This is a genomic window from Kitasatospora sp. NPDC097691 (assembly GCF_040302665.1).
GTDB lineage: Bacteria > Actinomycetota > Actinomycetes > Streptomycetales > Streptomycetaceae > Kitasatospora.
Window position 1 is genome coordinate 13,987 of the sequence record NZ_JBEORY010000016.1, and the last position, 20,331, is coordinate 34,317.

Genomic DNA, 20,331 nt, shown 5'->3' on the forward strand with positions numbered 1-20,331 from the left:
GGGTGCCCTACGCACTTCGAAGTGCCTACTTCCCGATAAAAAGCTACGCACCAATAGTGGTGCAAGGCGCCGCTAGGCACCATCCCCCGGCTCGATACGAAAGGCACACCATGGGCACCCTCTCCGCCTCGCTTCCCGGCGGCACTTGGACCCTGGGCGACCTGACCGTCACCCGGTTCGGCTACGGCGCCATGCAGCTCGCCGGCCCCTGGGTCATGGGTCCGCCCGCTGATCGCGAGGACGCACTCGCCGTTCTCCGTGAGGCCGTCGGCCTCGGCATCACCCACATCGACACCGCCGACGCCTACGGGCCGCACATCACCAACCAGCTGATCCGCGAAGCGCTGCACCCGTACTCCGACTCGCTGCACATCGTGACCAAGGTCGGCGCGACCCGCGACGAGGAGGGAGGCTGGCCGCCGGCACGCAAGCCCGAAGAGCTGCGCCGGGCCGTCACCGAGAACCTGGAGAACCTCGGCCTCGACACGCTGGACGTGGTCAACCTTCGGCTCGGCGACGCCCAGGGCCCCGTGTCCGGTTCGCTCGCGGAGGCGTTCGGGGCGCTCGTCGACCTCCAGCGACAGGGCCTCATTCGGCACCTCGGCGTGAGCAGCGCGACGGCGGAACAGGTCGCCGAGGCGCGCTCGATCGCGCCGATCGTGTGTGTGCAGAACATATACAACCTCGCTCACCGCCACGACGACGATCTGATCGACGAGCTCGCAGAGCAGGGCATCGCCTACGTGCCCTTCTTCCCCCTCGGCGGCTTCAGCCCGCTGCAGTCCTCGGCACTCACGGCCGTAGCCGCCCGTTTGGACGCGACGCCCATGTCGGTCGCCCTGGCCTGGCTGCTGCAGCGATCACCGAACATCCTGCTGATCCCCGGCACCTCATCAGTGGCACACCTGCGCGAGAACGCCGCCGGCGCGAGACTCCCGCTGTCCGACGACGATCTCGCCGAGCTCGACAAGATCGGCCGCTAACCCTACGGCGCTCACCAGCGGCTGGGGCCCGATCGACCGCGGGACGCTCGGGCACCAGCGCCGCGAATTGATCCGCAGGTCGGTCGGCTTGCCGGAAGAACGGGCACAGGTCTCCCCAGTGATCACAGAGCGTCGCAACTCCGTGATCACGGAGACCTGTGCCCGCCTCGCTGCCTGGACGTCACACCCGCCCATCTGCGCAGGCTCTGAGACCGGCGAGACCGACCCGGCGAGGCCCGGCGAGGCCCGGCGAGGCCCGGCAGGCGCGGAGTGCGGGCTCGATGGTGCCTCGGCCGTCCCGGGGCCTCCGTGCACCGCCTGGTGTTCGGCGTGGAGATCGGGAAGACTCGCGTGCATGGTTTCGGTACTGCAGAACGTGGCGATCGACTGTGCGGACGCCTATGAACTGGCCTGCTTCTGGAGCAGGGTGACGGGTCGCCCGCTGAACCCGGAGGACAAGCCGGGCGACCGGGAGACCCAGGTGATGCTGGCGGAGGGCCCGGTGCTGTACTTCAACCAGGTGCCCGAGGGGAAGACGGTCAAGAACCGGATCCACCTGTGCCTGCGCCCCGAGACCTCGCGCGACCCGGAGGTGGACCGGCTGCTGGGCCTCGGTGCCACGCTGGTCGGCGACCACCGGAACCCCGACGGCTCGGGCTGGGCGGTCCTCGCCGACCCCGAGGGCAACGAATTCTGCGTGCTCCGCAGCGAGTCCGACCGGGCAGCCGGCGAGTCCTGACGCAGGGTCAGCACGCGGAGCCCGCGCGGCCGATGCGCGGGCTCCGCGGCGAGGGGACGGGGTCGGCGGCCGGGGCCGGCGGTGAGGCCGTAACGGTCGGATCGTGCCGGTGATGAGGACGTCGAGGGCCTGGGTCACGATGTCGATCGGGTTCGCGAACGACCTGCTGATGTCGGTGGCGCCGGCGAATCTCATGCCGACCGGATTCCGGTTGCCGTCATGGGTTCGGACAGAGCGCGCGTCCGTCAGAGGGTCACGATCTGCCACTCCTGGTTGGCGCCGCCGGTGGTGGTCCACTGGACGACGTTGGCGCCGTCGGCGGTCGAGGCGTTCGCCACGTCGGCGCACCAGCCGTTGCGCACGTTCACCAGCCGGTAGTGGCCGCCGGTCGCGGAGGGGACGAGCTGCCACGACTGGTTGTCGCCGCTGTCTCCGGTCCACTGGTCGAGGTTCGTGCCCTGGGCGGAGTTGCCGGGGCTGTCGAGGACCTTGCCGCTCTTCACGTTGGACAGCCGGTAGGACCCGTCGGAGTCGGGCAGCAGTTTCCACTGCTGGCTGGTGCCGCCGTTCCAGGTCGACTGGACGACGAGGGCGCCGTCGGAGGCGGAGCCGCCGCTGACGTCCAGCACCTTGCCGCTGTTGCGGTTGACCAGCCTGACGGTGCCCAGGTCCGAACCGAAGGGGCGGTCGTAGACCTCCAGGTTGCGGATCGACGCGTAGACGTCGGTCGGCAGCCCCGTCACGGTGACCCGCACGAACCGCGCCTGGGTGCGGAACTGGGCGACCTGGACCTGGCTGGTACTGGTCGTCGCAGTGCGGTCGGCCAACGTGGTCCACGCGCTGTTGTCGGTGGAACCCTCGATCTTGTAGCGGTAGTTGGTGTTGTCGAGCTCCCACGCGATCCGGGTGCCGGTCAGCGAGCGGTTCGAGCCGAGGTCGACCGTCAGCCAGTGGCCGGTGGCGCCGTCGTTCGCGCACCAGCGGGTGGCGGTGGACCCGTCGACCGCCTTGGCCGCGGTGTTGCCCTTGGAGCTCTCCTCGCTGTCGGCGGTCGCGGTCCTGCCGACGGCGGTGTCGCCCGGCTGCACGCTCCGGTCGAGGACGACGCCGACGACGCCGTCCTGGGGGTGGGTGGTGCGGTCGATGCCGGTGACGGTGACCCGGCGGTCGGCGCCGACGGTGAAGGCGAGGTTGCCGCCGGACCGCACGTCGAAGACCCGGGTGACCTGGGCGTCGCCGATCGCCGGGGTGGTGAACGAGGTGCCGTTGTAGCCGGACAGCAGGTGGACGTAGAAGGTGCTGTCCTTGTACGTGAAGCCGTACTGGCCGTCGACCGGGTTCCACGGGCCGCCGCGGGTGCCGTAGATCGACTGCCCGCAGGCGCTCATGAAGGTGCCGATCCGCCGCAGCAGGCCGGCCTGATCGTCGGGGACGGTGCCGTGCCGGTCGGGGCCGACGTTGACCATCACGGTCATGTTCCGCACCCAGCAGTTGACCAGGATGTTCATCGCGGTGTCGTAGCTCATGACCGGGGTGTCGGAGTAGCCCCAGGTGCCGCCGACGCTGAAGACCTTCTCGACCAGCCGACCCGCGCGGATCGCCCCGGTCGGGACGCCCGGGCCCTCGTCGCTGTCGTAGTCGCCCTTCCAGCCGGAGCGCGAGGTGGCGACGATGTCGGGCTGGTGCTTGCGGACCATGCCCATCAGGCCCAGCGGCTTGCCGCTCGCGTCCGTCTCGCCGTACGCGGCGTCCACCTGCCACTGGTTGGCGGCGTCGCGGAACTGACCGGGCTCCCAGAAGAACGCGCCGGCCGCGTCGGTGCCCTGCTCCGCGATCCAGCCGCCGTCCCACCACAGGTCGTCGATCACGCCGTACCGGGTGACCAGTTCCTTGATCGACTGGTACACCTCGGTCTTCATGATCCGCGCGTTCTCCTTGTGTGCCGGATCGGTGGTGTAACCCCAGGGGTTCGCTGCGCAGTCGGTGCCGGTCACGTCGAAGTATCCGGGGTAGCGCCAGTCGATCGGCGAGTAGTAGAGGCCGACCTTCAGACCGGCCGTCCGCACCGCCGCGACGTACTCCTTCACGAAGTCCCGGTTGAGCGGCGCCTGCCCGGAGGACCAGGCGTCGGGGTGGCTCAGCGGCCACAGCGCGAACCCGTCGTGGTGGCGGGTGGTCAGCGTCGTGTACTTCGCCCCGAAGTCCTTCGCCAACCGGGCCCAGGCCGCCGGGTCGTAGGCGTCGGCGGCGAACTGCCGGTCGGTCGCGTCGGTGACGAACTTCCGGTAGTTCTCCGGGGTGATCGCGGCGCTGTGCATGTACCACTCGCCGTTGGCCGGGCCCGCGTACGGTCCCCAGTGGATGAACATGCCCAGCTTGGCGTCCTGCAGCCACTGGATCTTGGCGTCGGGCTGCTGCTCCAGACCCAGGTCGACCTGCGGGATCCGCAGCGGCGGGAGCGGCAGCGGATCGGCGGCGGCCGCGGCGTACGCGGACGACGACGTGGCGACGGAGCCGATGGTGGCGGCGACCGTCATGGCCGCCACTCCGGCGAGAACCGATCTGCGCGAGATGAAATCCGGCACGGTACGCCCTTCTCGTGTTCGTCCCTGAACATGGGTGGTGGGGTGGTCGGCCGTCAGGCGGGGGTCAGGGTCCAGCTCTCGCCGGCGGCGCTCGCGCTGCCGGCGTTCTCCTGCTCCACGGCTGCTCCTTGTGCGGTGGAGCCTCCGGTGCCGAGGACCAGGCCGCTGCCGACGCCGACGAGCGTGTACGTGCTTCCGGTGGGACTGCCGGTGAGGTCCAGCGCGAACTGCTGGTTGACGCCACCGTTGCAGGTCCACTGCTGCACCCGCACGCCCGTGGTGGTCGAGTAGCCGGGAACGTCCAGGCAGAGTCCGCTGTTCACGCTGGTCAGGGTGTAGACGTTGTCCGCGACCCGGGTGAGCCGCCACCTCTGGTTGGCACCGCCGGTCGACGGCCACTGGACGACCGCGCCCCCGTCGGTGGTGGAGGCGGCGGAGACGTCCAGCAGCATCGAACTCGCCTGATCGGTGAGGGTGTAGGTGCCGGCCGCGGGGAGTCCGCTTCCGGCCGACCAGGTGCCCGCGGAGGTGTCGAGGGACCAGGTGGGGTACTGGCCGAGGTTCAGCGTCGTCCCCCTGATGGTCAGCGGGATCCAGATCAGCTTGGAGTTGCCCAGGTCACCGGTGTCCCAGCGGTCGCCCGCGTAGATGTACGTGGTGCCCGAAGGACCCTGGACGGTGATGATGTTCGCCGTCTGGCTCCCGTAGGTGTTGGCGCCGGGGGCGGCGAGGTCCCGCCAGGCCGACCACGGTCCGCTCGGGGACGTCGCGGTGGCGTAGACGTTGTCGTTGAGGTACCAGCCCGACAGGTGCGACCCCAGCAGGTAGTAGATGCCACCCACCTTCACCATGGCCGGGGACTCGATGCTGCCGCCGCCCAGGAGCGCAACGGAGCTGTCCACCGAGAGGTAGTCGGCGGAGAGCCTGTCGATCCGCAGGCCGCCGTTGTTGCGGTCCTCGGTCAGCAGGTAGCCGGTGCCGTCGGACTCCTGGAACAGGCCCAGGTCACGGCTGACGTTGCCCAGCGGCCGGAAGCTGCCCCGGTAGACGTACGGGCCGCACGGGGTGCTGCTGGTGGCCACGCCGACCTTCGCCTCGGAGTAGTCGGCGCTGTCGATGTGAACGTACATCACGTACGTACTGGTCGACGCGTTGTGGATGACCTTGGGCCGCTCGACGATCCGGTTCGGCCCGAGGTCCCCGCTGCTCTGCTTGGCCAGCGCGACGCCCTGGTAGGTCCAGGTGCCGAGGTCGTCGGAGGTGTAGCAGGGGATGTCCTGGAACGAGGTGTTCGCCGATGTCTCGCCTGTCTTGTCCTCGCCGAAGCCGTACCACGTGCTCCCCACCTTGACGGTGCCCAGTCCGTGCAACTGGAGCGCGTTGCCGTTCTGATCGGTGCGGGTGGCTCCCAGGGTGAACGCCACCGGGGCCGCGGCCGCCCGGGCCTGGGCGGCGGGCAGCAGCACCGCCGCGAAGGAACCGAGCAGGGCGAGAACGCCGGCGAGTGCGGTGCGCCACCGGCCGACTGGTCGGCTGTCGGCTGAAGGACTGCGGATCAAGGGTTTCACCTCTCCATGAGGACGTGTCACAGCGTCGGAAGCGACCATGACATGGGATGGATTAAGGCTTAAAGGTCGGGTGCTTGTCCAGAGTTCTGACAGATTTCGCCTGTCGATCGCCAGCTACGGCATGATTCATCGGATCTCATGGCAGCAAACATAGGATGCATATCCGAAGGTGAGCGCTCACATGACACCGCCACACACCGCCTGCGACGGACGGCTGCGGGGCGACTGAGGACACCTGTTCACTGCCACCGCTGTCAACAGCCCGCGGAGTCGGCGCCGCCCGCCCGGAAGGTGCCGCGATCGGTGGAGGAACTCCGGTCCGCGGGGCGACCGGAAAAAGTTTCCGGCTCGCGGCAACCCTCTGCGGCACCCGTGACCACAAGGGGGTGGACCGGGTCAGTTCCGGTACCCGGATCCGCCGCCCCCTCGTGCACAGTTCGCAAGGAGAACGACCACCCATGAGCAACCTCCCGAAGGGCAGGCGCCGCGGGCGTCACCGCCGTCGCCTGAGTGTCACCGCCCTGGTGCTCGCCGTACCCCTCGCCACCGGGTCGTACCTCGTGTTCGTCCACGGGGACTCCCAGGCCGCGACAATCGACGACGGCGTCTACTACCGGCTGGTCTCCGTACGCAGCGGCCAGGTGATGGACGTCAGCGCCTTCTCCGCCGCGGACGGCACCCGCATCCAGCAGTGGACCGACCAGGACACCGCCAACCAGCAGTGGAAGCTGAGGCCCACCGGGGACGGCTACTACGAGCTGGTGAACCGCAACAGCGGCAAGGTGCTGGGCATCACGGGTGACTCGACCGCCCAGGCGGCTGCCGCCGAGCAGCAGACGGACCGGTCCTCCGCCTCCCAGCAGTGGCGGATCGACAACGTGGGCGGTTCCGACGACGTCACCTTCACCTCCCGCAGGAGCGGTCAGGTCCTGGACGTCTCCGGAAGCTCCACGGACCGGGGCACGCAGATCATCCAGTGGCCCGGCAAGGGCAGCAGCAACCAGCAGTGGAAGCTGGTGAAGTCCGGCGGGACCCAGGCGCCCGGGGGCGGCGGATCGTACGTGTGGAAGAACGCCCCGGTGGCGGGCGGGGGTTACGTCACCGGGCTGGTCTTCAACCAGCGGGAGAAGGGCCTGCTGTACGCGCGCACCGACATGGGCGGCGCCTACCGCTGGGACACCGGGGCCGAGCAGTGGATCCCGCTGACCGACTGGGTCGGCGAGAAGGACTGGAACCTGATGGGCATCGAGTCCCTGGCGACCGACCCCGTCGCCCCCGACCGGCTCTACCTCGCGGCGGGCACCTACACCAACGACTGGGCCGGCAACGGCGCGATCCTGCGCTCCACCGACCGCGGCTGCACCTTCCAGCGCACCGAGCTGCCGTTCAAGCTGGGCGGCAACGAGGACGGCCGCGGGGCGGGCGAACGGCTGGTGATCGACCCCGCGAACCACGACACCCTGCTGCTGGGCACCCGCAAGAACGGCCTGTGGCGCAGCACCGACGCCGGTGCGACCTGGAACCAGGTCTCCTCGTTCCCCGTGAAGGACGGGGCGAGCAGCGGCGGGGGCATCACCTTCGTGACGTACGGCCCGGCCGGCAGCAGGACGGTCTACGCAGGCGTCGCCGACACGTCCACCAACCTCTACCGCTCCACCGACGGCGGCAACACCTGGCAGGCCGTCTCCGGGCAGCCCACCGGCCAGCTGCCGCAGCACGGGGTGCTCTCCGGTGACGGCTCGCTGTACCTGACGTACAGCAACGGCCTCGGGCCCAGCGGCGTGACAGCGGGTTCGGTGTGGAAGTACACGCCTGCCGACGGCTCGTGGAAGAACATCTCCCCGTCCCAGGGCAGCTACGGGTTCGCCGGTCTGGCCGTCGACCCGCAGAAGCCGTCCACGGTGATGGTCACCACCCTGGACCGCTGGTGGCCGCAGGACGAGATCTACCGCTCCACCGACGGCGGTGCCACCTGGACCGCCCAGGCCGCGAAGTCGGTGCGGGACCCCTCCGCAGCCCCCTACCTCGGCACCGGTATCGGACACTGGATGACCGCCCTGAGCATCGATCCCTTCGACTCCGGGCACGTGATGTACGGCACCGGCAACGGCATCTGGACCAGCAAGGACGCCAACGCGACCGACAACGGCGGGACCAGCCACTGGACCGTGGGAGCCCGCGGACTGGAGGAGACCGCGCTGGCGAACGCGATCGCCCCGCCCAGCGGCGCCACCCTGATCACCGCCATGGGTGACCAAGGCGGTTTCCGGTACGACGACCTGACCAAGGAGCCCTCCGGGCGACTGTCCAACCCGCTGATGTCCAGCAGCTCCGACATCGATTTCGCCCAGTCCGACCCCTTGGTGATGGTCCGGGTCGGCCGTGGCGGCGAGCAGGACGGTGCCTACTCCACCGACGGCGGCCACAACTGGAACGGCTTCAAGGCGAAGCCGGTGGGCAGCGCCAACAGCGGCCGCGTCGCGATCGCGGCGGACGGCTCCAACATCGTCTGGACCGAGGACGGCCAGGCCCCGTACCGCTCCACCGACAAGGGGACGAGCTGGTCGAAGGTCAGCGGTCTGGGAACCGACGCCGTGGTCGTGGCCGACCGGTCCTCGGCCGACACCTTCTACTCACTGGCCGGCGGCAAGCTCTACGCCAGCACCGACGGCGGCGCGACGTTCACCGCCCGCGCCACCAACCTGCCCACCGGCAAGCTCGGCGCCGTCCCCGGCGTCGCAGGGGACCTGTGGATCGCCGGCGGCGGCAAGGGGCTGCTGCACTCCACCGATGGCGGCCGGAGCTTCACCACGCTCTCCACGGTGCAGTCGGCCTCCGCTGTCGGCTTCGGCAAGGCCGCCCCGGGCGCCTCCTACCAGGCCCTGTACCTGATCGGCACCGTCAAGGACGTCACCGGGGTCTTCCGCTCCACCGACGCGGGCGCGACCTGGCACCGCATCAACGACGGCGCCCACCAGTGGGGCAACTTCTCCAGCGTCGGCCTCATCACCGGCGACCCCAACACCTTCGGTCGCGTCTACATCGGCACCAACGGACGCGGTCTCCTGTACGGCGACCCTTCCTGACCCTGACGCCGCGGCGGGGCCCCGGGCACAACGGCCCGGGGCCCCGCCGCGGCGGACTGATCGCCACCGTTGACGGTGCCGCCGGTATGGCCGAAGATCTGAACCGGTACCGGGAATCAGGCCGCGACGAGCTCCTGCTCGCGGTCCGGCGTCCTGACCTTGGGCTTCCTGTTCGGCAGCGAGAGCCGGAAGACCTTGCGCCACGCGGAGAACACCTGCTTGGGCAGCGGCCCGGTGACGTACTCCAGCTCGTACTTCTCGAACAGCGCGCGCACCTTCACCGCGACCTCGGCGTACCGGTTGCTCGGCAGGTCCGGGAACAGGTGGTGCTCGATCTGGTGCGACAGGTTGCCGGTCATGAAGTGCATGGCCCTGCTGCCGCTGATGTTCGCCGAGCCCATCATCTGGCGCAGGTACCACTGGCCGCGCGTCTCGCCCTTGATCGACCGGCGCTCGAAGACCTGTACGCCCTCGGGGAAGTGCCCGCACATGATCACCGAGTGGGACCAGATGTTGCGGACCAGGTTCGCGGTGAACGTGGCGGCGAGCGTGGTGAGGAACGACGGGCCCGACAGCAGCGGGTGGATCACGTAGTCCTTGAGCACCTGCTTGCGGATCTTGCGGCCCACGGCCTTGGCCCGCGCGCGGAACTCCGGGCTCTTGCGGCGGCTCTTGTGCAGGTTCTTGCCGAGCTCCAGGTCGTACGCTGCGATGCCGTACTCGAAGAAGCAGGCGTTGATGAAGTTCCACAGCGGCTGCCCGAGGTGGAACGGGTGCCACTTCTGGTCCTCGTCGACGCGCATGATGCCGTAGCCGAGGTCGTTGTCCTTGCCGATGACGTTGGTGTACGTGTGGTGCAGCTCGTTGTGCGAGTGCTTCCACTGGTCGGACGGCGAGACGTGATCCCACTCCCAGGTGGTGGAGTGGATCTTCGGGTCCCGCATCCAGTCCCACTGGCCGTGCAGGACGTTGTGGCCGATCTCCATGTTGTCCATGATCTTCGCCACGGACAGACCGGCGGTGCCGAGCAGCCACGCGGGCGGGAAGATCGAGAACAGCAGCACGCCCCTGCTGGCCAGCTCGAGCTTGCGCTGCACCGAGATGACCTTACGGATGTAGGCGGCGTCCTTCTCGCCGCGGCCGGCGATCACCTCGTCGCGGATCGCGTCCAGCTCGCGGCCGAGCTCCTCGATCTGCTCCGCGGTCAGGTGGGCGGTGGGGTCGATGGCGGACAAGGTGCTCCTACCGTTCGATGTCGCAGGGGCCCGCCGCGGCGGACACGCAGGTCTGGATGAGGACACCCGGCTCGGCCTCGGTGATCTCGCCGGTGCGCACGTCGCGGACGGCGCCCGCCTTGAGCGGCGAGACGCAGCCGAAGCAGATGCCCATGCGGCACCCGGAGGGCATGAGCACGCCGGCCTCCTCGCCGACGTCCAGCAACGGCGTGGCGCCGTCCGCCTCGACGGTCCTGCCGGTGGCACTGAACGTGACCTCGCCGCCGTCGCCGTCGCCGTCGACGACGACGCGCGGGCGGAAGCGTTCGGTGTGCAGGCGCTCTCGGACGCCGTGCTCGATCCAGTGCTCTTCCGCGGAGTCGAGCAGGCCCGCGGGCCCGCAGGCCCAGGTCTCGCGCTCGGCCCAGTCGGGCACGAGTTCGTCGAGACGGGCGATGTCGAGCCTGCCGTCCGAGTCGGTGTGCACCTCGGTGAGGCGCAGCCTCCTGTCCGCGACCAGGTCGTGCAGTTCGTTGCGGAAGATCACGTCTTGCGGCCGTGGCGCGCAGTGGACCATGACGACGTCGTCGAACTCGACGTCGCGGAGCATGCCCATCACGGGCGTGATGCCGCTGCCGGCCGTCAGGTAGAGCACCTTGGCGGGCCTGGCCTGCGGCAGCACGAAGTCACCGGTCGGCTGGTCGAGCTGGATCAGCGTGCCCGGTGTCGCCCGGTGGACCAGGTGATTGCTGACCTTGCCGTCCGGGATCGCCTTCACGGTGATCGTGACGCGGCCGTCCTTGCGGTTCGTCGGCGAGGTGATGGAGTAGGCACGCCACAGGCGCCTCCCGTCGACGTCGACCCCGATCCGCACGTACTGACCGGCGGTGTGGCCGCGCCAGCCCCGTCCCGGCCTGATCACGATGGTCGCGGCGTCACCCGTCTCGGGGTGCACGGCCTCGATGCGCCCCCGCAGGTCGGCGCCCGCGCGCAGCGGGCTGACCAGGTCGAGGTAGTCCGACGGCAGCAGCGGCGTCGTGACCATCTCCAGCAGTTTCCACGCCCTGCTGCGGAGGGCTGCACTCGTCATGGCTCCAGCTTGCTGCGCCTTCGGGCGTAAAGTCCTGACCAAAGGACGTAAATCTGGTCGGCCGAATTATTCGCAGGGAACAAAAACGTGAGCCAGGCAATCCGGAGGGCCAGCGGTCTGGCCCTGGACGAGACGACGGTCACCGCACTTCGGGCCGCGCTGACGACCACCGCCGACGAGGTCGTCCAGGCGATCATCGACGAGGTCCCGCCCTACGCCAATGCCCTTTCGGGCCGCATGGGCGGCACCATCCGCCGAGCCGTCCGCACCGCCCTGGGGCACTACCTGGACCTCGCGAGCGGGAACGCCACAGGCGGCGACGCCGGTGACGCGGCCTACGAGCTGGGCCGCGGCGAGGTGCGCGACGGCCGTTCGATGGACGCCCTGCTCAGCGCCTACCGCGTCGGCGCCCGCGTGGCCTGGCGATGCCTGGCGGCGGGTGCCGTACCCGCGGGTCTGCCCGCCGCCGAGGTCGCCAAGTTCGCCGAGCTGACCTTCGCCTACATCGACGAGCTCTCCGCCGCGAGCGCCGCGGGCCACGCCGACGAACTGGCCGCCCGGGGCAGGGCCCACGAGCGCCACCTGGAACACCTGGCCCGCGACCTCCTCGCCGGCGCGAGCCCGGACGTGCTGCTGGCCTCCGTTCAACGGGCCGGGTGGCAGCCTCCGTCCTCGCTGACCGCGGTCCTGCTGCCCGCCGATCAGGCCCGGCCCGCCTACCGCGCGCTCGACCCCGGCACCCTCGTCCTCGACGATCTGCCGGACGCCACCGGTGTGCTGCTCGTCCCCGATGCCGACCGATCGCATCTCCTGCGGCAGCTGACCGACCGCACCGCCGTGGTCGGCCCGGCCCGGCCGTGGACTCGTGCGTCCGCCTCGTACGCACGAGCCGTACGCGCGCGTTCTCTCTCCGCCGAGATTCGCGACACCGAGGAGCACCTGCCCGAGCTGGTGCTGAGCGCCGACATGGACGCGTTCGCAGACCTGCGTGCCCGCGCCCTCGCACCGTTGCGGACCCTGCCGGTCGCGACCGCACGGCGGCTGGAGGACACGTTGCGGGCGTGGCTGCTGCACCAGGGCAGGCGGGACGAGGTGGCGGCGGCGTTGTTCGTCCATCCCCAGACGGTCCGGTACCGGATGTCGCAGCTGCGGGAGCTGTTTCCGGATCTCGCATCGCCACACCGGGTCCTCGAACTGACGCTGGCGGTGGGTCTTCGGGTCAGCTGACGTACTTCGACCGTCCACACCGGGTCCGAGCTGGTGCGCGGCGGTCCGGGGATGTCTGATTCGATAGGGCCGCCGTCACCACCGCCCGAAACGGAGCAGGACCCTGAGTACGTCGATCGCCGAGGCGCTGTCCGTCGGCCTGCTGGTTCTGGTCCTGGTCTGCGCGGTCGTGCGGCCCTGGGGGTGGCCGGAGGCGGTGGTCGCCGTTCCGGCGGCGGGGCTGGTGGTCGCCGTCGGCGCGATCCCGCCATCGGACGCCTTGGCCGAGGTGCAGCGCCTCGGGCCGGTGGTCGGGTTCCTGGCGGCCGTACTCGTGCTCGCCCAGCTCTGCGACGACGAGGGCCTGTTCCACGCCTGCGGGGCCTGGATGGCCCGCACCGCCGCCGGGCGGCCGCGCCGGCTGCTGGTGCAGGTGTTCGTGATCGCCTCGGTGATCACGGCCGTGCTCAGCCTGGACGCGACGGTGGTGCTCCTGACGCCGGTGGTGTTCGCCACCGCGGCACGGCTCGGCGCCCGGCCCAAACCGCACGTCTACGCCTGCACGCACCTGTCGAACACGGCCTCGCTGCTGCTGCCGGTCTCCAATCTGACCAATCTGCTGGCCTTCGCCGCCAGCGGGCTGAGCTTCACCCGGTTCGCCGCCCTGATGACGCTTCCGTGGCTGGCGGCCATCGCCGTCGAGTACGCGGTGCTGCGCCGGTTCTTCGCCGCCGACCTGGACGCCGGCGCCCCGGCCCCGGCCGACCTCGCGCCGCCGGAGATGCCGCTGTTCGCCCTCCTCACCGTCGTCGGCACGCTCGGCGGATTCATCCTCACGTCCGTGGTCGGGATCGACCCGGCGTGGGCGGCCCTGGCCGGGGCCCTCGTGCTCGCCGTCCGCGCGCTGATCCGGCGGAGCACCACCCCGGTCGCGATCGTGCGCTCGGCCGCCGTGCCGTTCCTGGCCTTCGTGCTGGCGCTCGGCGTGGTGGTGCGGGCCGTGGTCGACAACGGGCTCGCCTCCGCGCTCGGGCACCTCGTCCCGCACGGCACCGCCCTGCCCGCACTGCTCGGCACGGCGGCGCTGGCGGCCGTCCTGGCGAACGTCATCAACAACCTGCCGGCCACCCTCGTCCTGCTGCCGCCGGCCGCCCCGGGCGGTCCCGGCGCGGTGCTGGCCGTGCTGCTCGGGGTGAACATCGGCCCCAACCTCACCTACGCCGGGTCGCTGGCCACCCTGCTGTGGCGGCGCATCGTCCGCGAGCACGACACCGACATCGGCCTGGGCGAGTTCACCCGGCTCGGCTTGCTCGTGGTGCCCGCCGCCCTGCTGCTGGCCGTGGTGGCACTGTGGGGGTCCTTGCAGATCATCGGAGGCTGACACCGTGACCGTCGTCGTGTGGATCACCGAAGGCACCTGGCCCGCCTGCGTCGACGCCGCCCGCGCCCACGCGCCGCAGGACGCGGGGATCGTGCTGCTCCACGTCAGCGGCCGGGAGGTACCCGGCGCCGCGCACGGCGCCTTCGCCGGACTGCTCGGGCGCGGGCACCCCGAGCGTGATCCCGGCACCCGGGTGGAGGGGCTGGCCGCCGCCTCCGGGCAGCACCTCCTCGACGCGGCGGCGGAACATCTGGGACGGCCCTGCACCCGGGTGGAGCGCACCGGTCGCACCGAGCGCGAGGTCGTCGCCGCGGCGGAGGCGGCCGAGCTGCTCGTCCTCGCCCGCGACGGCGACCGGACGCGCCTCGGACCGCACAGCCTCGGGCCCGCCACCCGGTTCGTCGTCGACCACGCCCCCTGTCCCGTCCTGCTGGTCTGGCCGGAGCCGGCACCGGGCGCCGACACCCTCCCTCCCCCGCCCCACCGGTAGCCCGACCGGGCCACGGCCCTAGCTGCCCGCGGGGCCGGGGTACGAGAGCCGGCAGCGGCCGCCGGCCGGGAGCCGGAGCCGGAAGCGCCGGGGGTCGCCGGGAACCGGGACGAGTTCGGCGCCGCCCTCCTGCTGGGGCGCCACCGGTCCGACCGTCCGCTCGGGCAGGTGGAGGTCGACCGCCACGTCCCGCACGGTGCGCAGCTCGGCACCGGTCAGGGCGCCCCCGCGCCAGCTCAGGCCGACCGTGATGCCGCCCCGTGCGCGCAGGCCCTGGACGTCGCCGTCCGGCCAGGACGGCGGCAGGGCGGGCAGGAGCCGCACGATGCCGTTGTGACTCTGCAGGAGCATCTCGGCGATGGCGGCGGTGATGCCGAAGTTGCCGTCGATCTGGAAGAGCTGCGGCGGGTGCAGGTCGAAGAGGTTGGCCGCGACGGAGGTGGCGAGCAGGCGGTCGACGGCCTGGCCGGCGAGGGGGCCGTGGCCGAGGCGGGCGGCCAGCGCGGCCACCCAGGCGAGGCTCCAGCCGGTGCCGCCTCCGCCGTGTTCCAGCCGGCGGTCCAGGGCGCGGCGGACCGCGTCCACCAGGGCGCCGTCCGCGAGCGGGTCGACGGCGGTGCCCGGGTGGAGGCCGTACAGGTGGGAGAGGTGCCGGTGTCCCGGGTCCTCCTCGGGAAGGTCGTCCCACCACTCCAGGAGGCGGCCGTCGGCGGCGACGGTCGGGGGCCGCAGACGGGCGCGGGTCCTGGCCAGGTCCTCCGCCAGGTCGTGGTCGACGCCCAGCTCGCGGGCGGCCGCGACGGTGTTGTCGAGCAGTTCGGCGGCGAGCCAGTGGTCCATCGTGCAGCCGGCGCCGACGGCGGCCAGGGTGCCGTCGGCGAGCCGGAAGCGGTGCTCGGGCGACGTGGACGGGCTGGTCACCAGCGTGCCGTCGGCCTCCTCGACGAGGAGGTGGGTGAGGAAGCGGGCGGCCTCCCGCATGACGGGGTAGGCACGGTCTGCGAGGAAGGCGCGGTCCCCGTGGAACAGGTGGTGGTCCCACAGGTGGGCTGCCAGCCACGGACCGGCCATGGGCCAATGGGCCCAGGACGGGTCCCCCAGGACCGGATTGGTGGCGCGCCAGAGGTCGACGTTGTGGTGGCAGCACCAGCCCGGCGCGTCGTAGTACGCCCGCGCGGTGGAGCGGCCGGACTCGGCGAGGTCCGTGACGAGGTCGAACAGCGGTTCGTGGCACTCGGTCAGGCCCGTCGTCTCGGCGGGCCAGTAGTTCATCTGGAGGTTGATGTTCGAGGTCCAGTCGCAGTTCCAGGGCGGCGTGACGAAGGTGTTCCAGATGCCCTGGAGGTTGGCGGGCTGGGTCCCGGGCCGGGAGGAGGCGATGAGCAGGTAGCGGCCGTAGGCGAACAGCTGGGCGGCGAGCCCCGGGTCGGCGGTGCCCGCGTTGGCGGCGGCGAGGCGCTCGTCGGTCGGCAGGTCCGCGGTCGGCCCCGGTGCGGGAAGCCGGAGGGACGCCGCGGCGAAGAGGCGCCGGTGGTCGGCCACGTGGGCGGCGCGCAGCGTGTCGTAGTCCTGTCCTCCGGCGTCGTCGAGCCACCGGCGGGCCTCGGCGAGCGCCGCCCCGGGGCCGTCGGGCCGCTGCCGCCAGTTCCGGTACCCGGTGCCGACGGACACCAGGAGCACGGCCTCGTCGACACCGGTGACCTCGATCGCGCCGTCCACGGCGCGGGTGCTTCCGTCGACGGTCCGCACGCGTATCTCGGCGGCGAATCCCGTGCCCTCGTCGTCCCGGTACACGGTGGCCGTGCCGGGCCGGGTCCCGACGCTCACCGGGGCGCGCCCGTGGACCGACAGCGTCGCCGCGTCGGTGGCCGTGGCCGTGGCCGGGTGGGGCGTCTCGAGGCTCGCCCGGAAGGTCAGGGCACCGGGGGCGTCCGCACCGAGGCGGACGGCCAGCACGCCCGCCGGGGCGGACACGAAGCTCTCCCGCCGGTACCGGACTCCGCCCGCCGTGAACGACACGGTGTGCACGGCCTCGTCGAGGTCCAGGGCGCGCCGGTAGTCGGCCGCGCCGTCCTCGCCGCACGACGGGAAGGTCAGCAGGAGGGTGGCCAGTGGCTGGTAGGCCTCGGTGTCGGGGCCCTGGAAGTGGGCGGCGGAGAGGGCGTTGGCGCCGGTGTGGTCGCGGTCGCGCACCGCCGCCCGCAGGGCGGGCAGGTGCTCGGCGGCGCCTTCCCGGTCGCGCGGGCCGGGGCCGCCGGACCACAGGGTGTCCGCGTTGAGCTCGATCCGCTCGGTGTGCACGCCTCCGTGGGTCATGGCACCGAGCCGGCCGTTGCCGAGCGGCAGTGCTTCCGGGAAGCCGTCGGCGGGGCGCCGGTACCAGAGCGGGTCCGTCGTCGGGTGCCGGACGTCGGACGGCACGGCGCTCCGGTCGTGGGCGGGTCGGGGTCCGGGGTCCGGAGGGGCGGGCCGGAAGAAGGTGCTCAGGGGACGGTACCCACCGCGCGGCGGCGGGCGGTGCCCGGACGGGCCGGTGTTCATCTCAGGACTCCTCGGTGACGTGCTGCTGCTCGTGGTTGAGCCGGCCGGAGGCGAATCCGTCGATCACGACCGGCGCCGCACCGAAGCCGGCGTCGGCCAGGACCTCGGCCAGGGAGGTCGACTGCGCCGCGGCGTCGAGCACGTCGGCGTCGAGTTCGACCCGGACGGTGTCGCCGAGGTCGCGCACGCGCAGTTGCCCGGACCGCGGTCCGGCGTGGGCGAGCGCCTTGCGGACCGCCCGCTCGGCGTCGCTGAGGTAGGCGGTGTGCATCACCACCCGGGCGGCGTGGACGACTTCTTCGTAGGACGCGGCCACCAGGCAGACCGGCCAGTCGGACGGTGCGGTCGATGCCTGCCGCCCGGGCTCGGGGGGCCAGGTCGGCCGGACCGAAGTCGCGGCGGACGGCTGCCAGTTCGGGCGCGTCGAGCCAGGAATGCGGGCGCGTCGAGCCAGGAGTGCGGGCGCCGGCCCAACTCCCGTGTGTGGTGGTGCGCGTCGGCTCTCACGCGCCTCGCTCCTCGGTCGGTGATCGACGGTCGGTCAGGTACGGAGGGGCACCGTTGGCTGCGGTCCGGTCGCGGCCGGGATCTCCTCCCCATCGGCCAGGTGGTCGCGCAGCCAGCGTTCGGTGGTGTTGACGTGCATCAGGGCGGCGGCCTGGGCGAGGTTCGGGTCGCGGGCGGCGAGGGCGTCGAGGATCGCCTCGTGTTCGGCGATGGTCCGCCCGGCCGCTTCGGCGTCGGCGAGCCCGCGCCAGACCCGGGCCCGCACCGTGCGTCCGGAGATGTGCTCCAGCAGCGTGGCCAGGGTCTCGTTGCCGGTGGCGCGGATCACCGCCCGGTGGAAGGCGGCGTCGTGCCGGGTCAGCAGCTCGACGTCGTCCCGTGCGTCCCGCATGGCCGCCAGGTGCCGCTCCACCTCGGCCAGGTCCTCGTCGCTGATGCGGGTGGCGGCCAGCGCGGTGGCGACCGGCTCGAAGAGCCTGCGCACCTCGGTGAGTTCCAGGACGGTGTCCCCTTGGAGCAGCTCCACCGCGCCGCCGAGCCCCTCCAGCAGCAGGCCGGGCGCGAGGCTGGTGACGTAGGTGCCGTCGCCGCGCCGGATCTCCAGGACCCGCGCGACGACGAGCGACTTGACGGCCTCCCGCATCAGGTTCCGGGACAGACCGAGCTCCGCCGCGAGCTGCTGTTCGGGGGGCAGCTTCGAGCCCGGGAGCAGCTCACCCTCCCTGATCATCCGACGGATGCGGGCGATGGCTTTGTCAGTCAGGGACACGGCGCCAACGTATCAGGTGATCCCATGTCATGGAAGAGATCCAATGCCGCCCCCTCGGCAAGTGGGCCGCTGGATCTGCCCACATGGCAACTCGCCGCCTCGATCCCCCGATCCGTCAAAGGGGTCTCACCTGGAATCCATCCCATGTATCGGCCCGGCGGACGACCCGAGCGTGGCGCCTCATGACGCGGCGCACCGTGGGCCGCGCGGGGCCGTCGGCCTCCGCGGCGGTCGGCACCCACCCCGGGTGCCGACCGCCCGCCCCCGGCATAGCGTGACCCGCAGCGCCCTGCCCGTCCGGCGGTGCGCACGGCTGCGACACCGGCTCCCTGGAGGTTGGTTCATGCGCGCGGTGACCTACGACTCGTACGCCCCGGACAACTCCCGGCTGCGGTACGGCGAGGTGCCCGACCCCAAGGTCGGCCCCGGCCAGGTGCTGATCGAGGTCCGGGCGGCCTCCGTCAACCCGGTCGACTGGAAGGTCATGGCGGGCGGTCTGGACGGCATGATGGACACGGTCTTCCCCGTCATCCCGGGCTGGGACGTGGCGGGTGTGGTCACCCGGACCGGACCTGACACACCCGAGTTCGCGCCCGGGGACGAGGTGATGGCCTACGCCCGCAAGGACGTGGTCCAGGCCGGCACCTTCGCCGAGCACGTCGCGGTCGCCGCGCCCGCAGTGGCGCGCAAGCCGGCCGGGCTCGACTGGGCGCAGGCGGCCGGGCTTCCGCTGGCCGGCCTCACCGCACTGCGCTGCCTGGACGGGCTCGCGGTCGGCCCCGGCGACGTCCTCCTGGTGCACGGCGCGGCCGGAGGCGTGGGAAGCCTCGCGGTTCAGCTCGGCCGCGACCGCGGGGCCCGGGTGATCGGCACCGCGTCGGAGCGCAACCATGCGTTCGTCCGGGAGCTCGGCGCCGAACCGGTGACGTACGGGGACGGCCTGAGCGAGCGGGTGCGCGCCTTGGCGCCCGGCGGCGTGTCGGCCGTCGCGGACTTCGTCGGCGGCCAGCTGGAGACGACCCTGGCCGTGCTCGCCGACGGCGGGCGGCACGTCTCGATCGCCGACCCGACGGTGTCGCAGCACGGCGGCCACTGGATCTGGGTCCGCCCGGACGGCGCGAAGCTCGCCGAGCTCGCGGCGGCCGTCGACCGCGGCGCGCTGACGGTGGAGGTCGCCCGGACCTTCCCGCTGGACCGGACGGGCGAGGCCTTCGACGCCAGCCGCACCGGCCACACCCGCGGAAAACTGGTCATCGTGCCGTGACCGCTCCGCGCCCCCGCCGCCGGGAGCGCGCTGCCGGGGCCGGACCTAGGCCGGAGCCCGGCGCCCGAATGCCCTTCCGGCGTGCCCGACACGGCTGTCCGGACGGAGGCGCGTGTGGAGACGACCGGCGAGCAGGACGCGCCCACCGCCGTTGTCGTGGTCGACCCGGACGGCGTGGTGAGCAGCTGGAGCGCAGGCGGGCTCCGGCTGCTGGGGTGGACGGCGGAGGGCACCGACCTGCCGCCCGGACCGGCGGCGGTCGGAATCGACCGAGATCGAGCTGCCCGAAGGCACTCTGCTCGCCCTCTACACCGACGGCCTGGTGGAGAGCCGAGGGCGCGACACCGACCGGGGAACCGCCGCCCTGCTCCGGGCCCTGAGCGAGCCGGGCGCGTCGTTGGAGACGCTCTGTGACACGGCGATGAAGGTCATGCTGCCCGAGCACCGCACCGACGACGCGGCGCTGCTGCTCGCCCGTACCCGCGCCCTGGACCCGGACCACGTCGCCGACTGGGATATCGAGCCCGACCCCGCCCAGGTGGCGCGCGCCAGGCACCTGGCCGCCGACCGACTGGGCCGGTGGGGTCCGGAGGAGCCGGCGTTCGTCACCGAGCTGGTCGTCAGCGAGCTCGTCACCAACGCCATCAAGTACGGCCTGCCTCCCATCAGACTGCGGCTGATCCGCGACACGTCGCCGATCTGCGAGGTCTCCGACGGCAGCGACACCGCGCCGCAGCTGCGCCGGGCGCGCACCTTCGACGAGGGCGGCCGCGGCCTGATGCTCGTCGCCCAGCTCACCCAGGGCTGGGGCACCACCCAGGGCTGGGGCACCACCCAGGGCTGGGGCACCACCCAGGGCTGGGGCACCACCCAGGGCTGGGGCACCACCCAGGGCTGGGGCACCACCC

The 20,331-nt window shown here is 71.9% G+C and carries 14 protein-coding genes and 1 pseudogene; 8 read left to right on the forward strand and 7 right to left on the reverse strand.

The features are described from left to right. Window positions 1–110: 110 nt before the first annotated feature. Complete coding sequence (locus tag ABTY56_RS14140; RefSeq protein ID WP_350629028.1) at window positions 111–983, forward strand: aldo/keto reductase family oxidoreductase; 873 nt, start codon at window positions 111–113, stop codon at window positions 981–983. Between the two features lie 355 nt (window positions 984–1,338). Next, window positions 1,339–1,722, forward strand: a complete 384-nt coding sequence (locus ABTY56_RS14145) for a VOC family protein (protein ID WP_350629029.1) — start codon at window positions 1,339–1,341, stop codon at window positions 1,720–1,722. A 245-nt stretch (window positions 1,723–1,967) separates the two neighbouring features. On the opposite strand, the gene ABTY56_RS14150 is transcribed toward ABTY56_RS14145, so the two are convergent. Both ABTY56_RS14150 and ABTY56_RS14155 read right to left on the reverse strand, forming a co-directional pair. Next, window positions 1,968–4,259 carry an alpha-L-fucosidase gene (locus tag ABTY56_RS14150; protein ID WP_350629030.1) on the reverse strand — a complete coding sequence of 764 codons (2,292 nt, stop codon included), beginning with the start codon at window positions 4,257–4,259 and terminating at the stop codon, window positions 1,968–1,970. Between the two features lie 101 nt (window positions 4,260–4,360). Continuing rightward, window positions 4,361–5,866 (reverse strand): RICIN domain-containing protein, encoded by a 1,506-nt coding sequence (locus ABTY56_RS14155; RefSeq protein ID WP_350629031.1) that lies wholly within the window; start codon window positions 5,864–5,866, stop codon window positions 4,361–4,363. Between the two features lie 467 nt (window positions 5,867–6,333). Between ABTY56_RS14155 and ABTY56_RS14160 the strand changes: the two genes are divergently transcribed. Next, window positions 6,334–8,961: an RICIN domain-containing protein gene (locus ABTY56_RS14160; RefSeq protein WP_350629032.1), complete on the forward strand. Its 2,628-nt coding sequence runs from the start codon at window positions 6,334–6,336 to the stop codon at window positions 8,959–8,961. 116 nt (window positions 8,962–9,077) lie between these two features. On the opposite strand, the gene ABTY56_RS14165 is transcribed toward ABTY56_RS14160, so the two are convergent. Together ABTY56_RS14165 and ABTY56_RS14170 are read right to left on the reverse strand one after the other, a co-directional pair. Further along, window positions 9,078–10,196 carry a fatty acid desaturase family protein gene (locus tag ABTY56_RS14165; protein WP_350629033.1) on the reverse strand — a complete coding sequence of 373 codons (1,119 nt, stop codon included), beginning with the start codon at window positions 10,194–10,196 and terminating at the stop codon, window positions 9,078–9,080. A gap of 7 nt (window positions 10,197–10,203) precedes the next feature. Next, window positions 10,204–11,265, reverse strand: coding sequence for a ferredoxin reductase (locus ABTY56_RS14170; protein ID WP_350629034.1), 1,062 nt, complete (start codon window positions 11,263–11,265; stop codon window positions 10,204–10,206). 87 nt (window positions 11,266–11,352) lie between these two features. On the opposite strand from ABTY56_RS14170, the gene ABTY56_RS14175 reads away from it, so the two are divergent. From ABTY56_RS14175 to ABTY56_RS14185, 3 genes are all read left to right on the forward strand, one after another. After that, complete coding sequence (locus ABTY56_RS14175; protein WP_350629035.1) at window positions 11,353–12,492, forward strand: PucR family transcriptional regulator; 1,140 nt, start codon at window positions 11,353–11,355, stop codon at window positions 12,490–12,492. A 103-nt stretch (window positions 12,493–12,595) separates the two neighbouring features. After that, window positions 12,596–13,852: an SLC13 family permease gene (locus ABTY56_RS14180; RefSeq protein WP_350629127.1), complete on the forward strand. Its 1,257-nt coding sequence runs from the start codon at window positions 12,596–12,598 to the stop codon at window positions 13,850–13,852. A 4-nt stretch (window positions 13,853–13,856) separates the two neighbouring features. Further along, window positions 13,857–14,342, forward strand: coding sequence for a universal stress protein (locus ABTY56_RS14185; RefSeq protein WP_350629036.1), 486 nt, complete (start codon window positions 13,857–13,859; stop codon window positions 14,340–14,342). 18 nt (window positions 14,343–14,360) lie between these two features. On the opposite strand, the gene ABTY56_RS14190 is transcribed toward ABTY56_RS14185, so the two are convergent. From ABTY56_RS14190 to ABTY56_RS14200, 3 genes are all read right to left on the reverse strand, one after another. Next, entirely contained in the window at window positions 14,361–16,763 is a 2,403-nt protein-coding gene (locus ABTY56_RS14190; protein ID WP_350629037.1) for a glycosyl hydrolase family 95 catalytic domain-containing protein, read from the reverse strand. A 121-nt stretch (window positions 16,764–16,884) separates the two neighbouring features. Further along, window positions 16,885–17,199 carry an adenine nucleotide alpha-hydrolase family protein gene (locus ABTY56_RS14195; protein WP_350629038.1) on the reverse strand — a complete coding sequence of 105 codons (315 nt, stop codon included), beginning with the start codon at window positions 17,197–17,199 and terminating at the stop codon, window positions 16,885–16,887. 225 nt (window positions 17,200–17,424) lie between these two features. Continuing rightward, a complete protein-coding gene (locus ABTY56_RS14200) occupies window positions 17,425–18,159 on the reverse strand; it encodes a FadR/GntR family transcriptional regulator (protein WP_350629039.1) in 735 nt (244 codons plus the stop codon). Between the two features lie 343 nt (window positions 18,160–18,502). On the opposite strand from ABTY56_RS14200, the gene ABTY56_RS14205 reads away from it, so the two are divergent. Then, on the forward strand, window positions 18,503–19,423 hold the full coding sequence (locus ABTY56_RS14205) for an NADP-dependent oxidoreductase (RefSeq protein ID WP_350629040.1): 921 nt from the start codon (window positions 18,503–18,505) through the stop codon (window positions 19,421–19,423). A gap of 262 nt (window positions 19,424–19,685) precedes the next feature. Then, window positions 19,686–20,258: pseudogene (locus ABTY56_RS14210) on the forward strand (SpoIIE family protein phosphatase); the annotation flags it as partial. Between the last annotated feature and the right edge of the window lie 73 nt (window positions 20,259–20,331).

What these genes read in the sequence shown, in the direction of transcription:
- ABTY56_RS14205 (WP_350629040.1), top strand. Translation starts at nt 18,503, where the DNA reads ATGCGCGCGGTGACCTACGACTCGTACGCCCCGGACAACTCCCGGCTG.
- ABTY56_RS14150 (WP_350629030.1), bottom strand. Translation starts at nt 4,259, where the DNA reads ATGACGGTCGCCGCCACCATCGGCTCCGTCGCCACGTCGTCGTCCGCG.
- ABTY56_RS14160 (WP_350629032.1), top strand. Translation starts at nt 6,334, where the DNA reads ATGAGCAACCTCCCGAAGGGCAGGCGCCGCGGGCGTCACCGCCGTCGC.
- ABTY56_RS14140 (WP_350629028.1), top strand. Translation starts at nt 111, where the DNA reads ATGGGCACCCTCTCCGCCTCGCTTCCCGGCGGCACTTGGACCCTGGGC.
- ABTY56_RS14145 (WP_350629029.1), top strand. Translation starts at nt 1,339, where the DNA reads ATGGTTTCGGTACTGCAGAACGTGGCGATCGACTGTGCGGACGCCTAT.
- ABTY56_RS14170 (WP_350629034.1), bottom strand. Translation starts at nt 11,265, where the DNA reads ATGACGAGTGCAGCCCTCCGCAGCAGGGCGTGGAAACTGCTGGAGATG.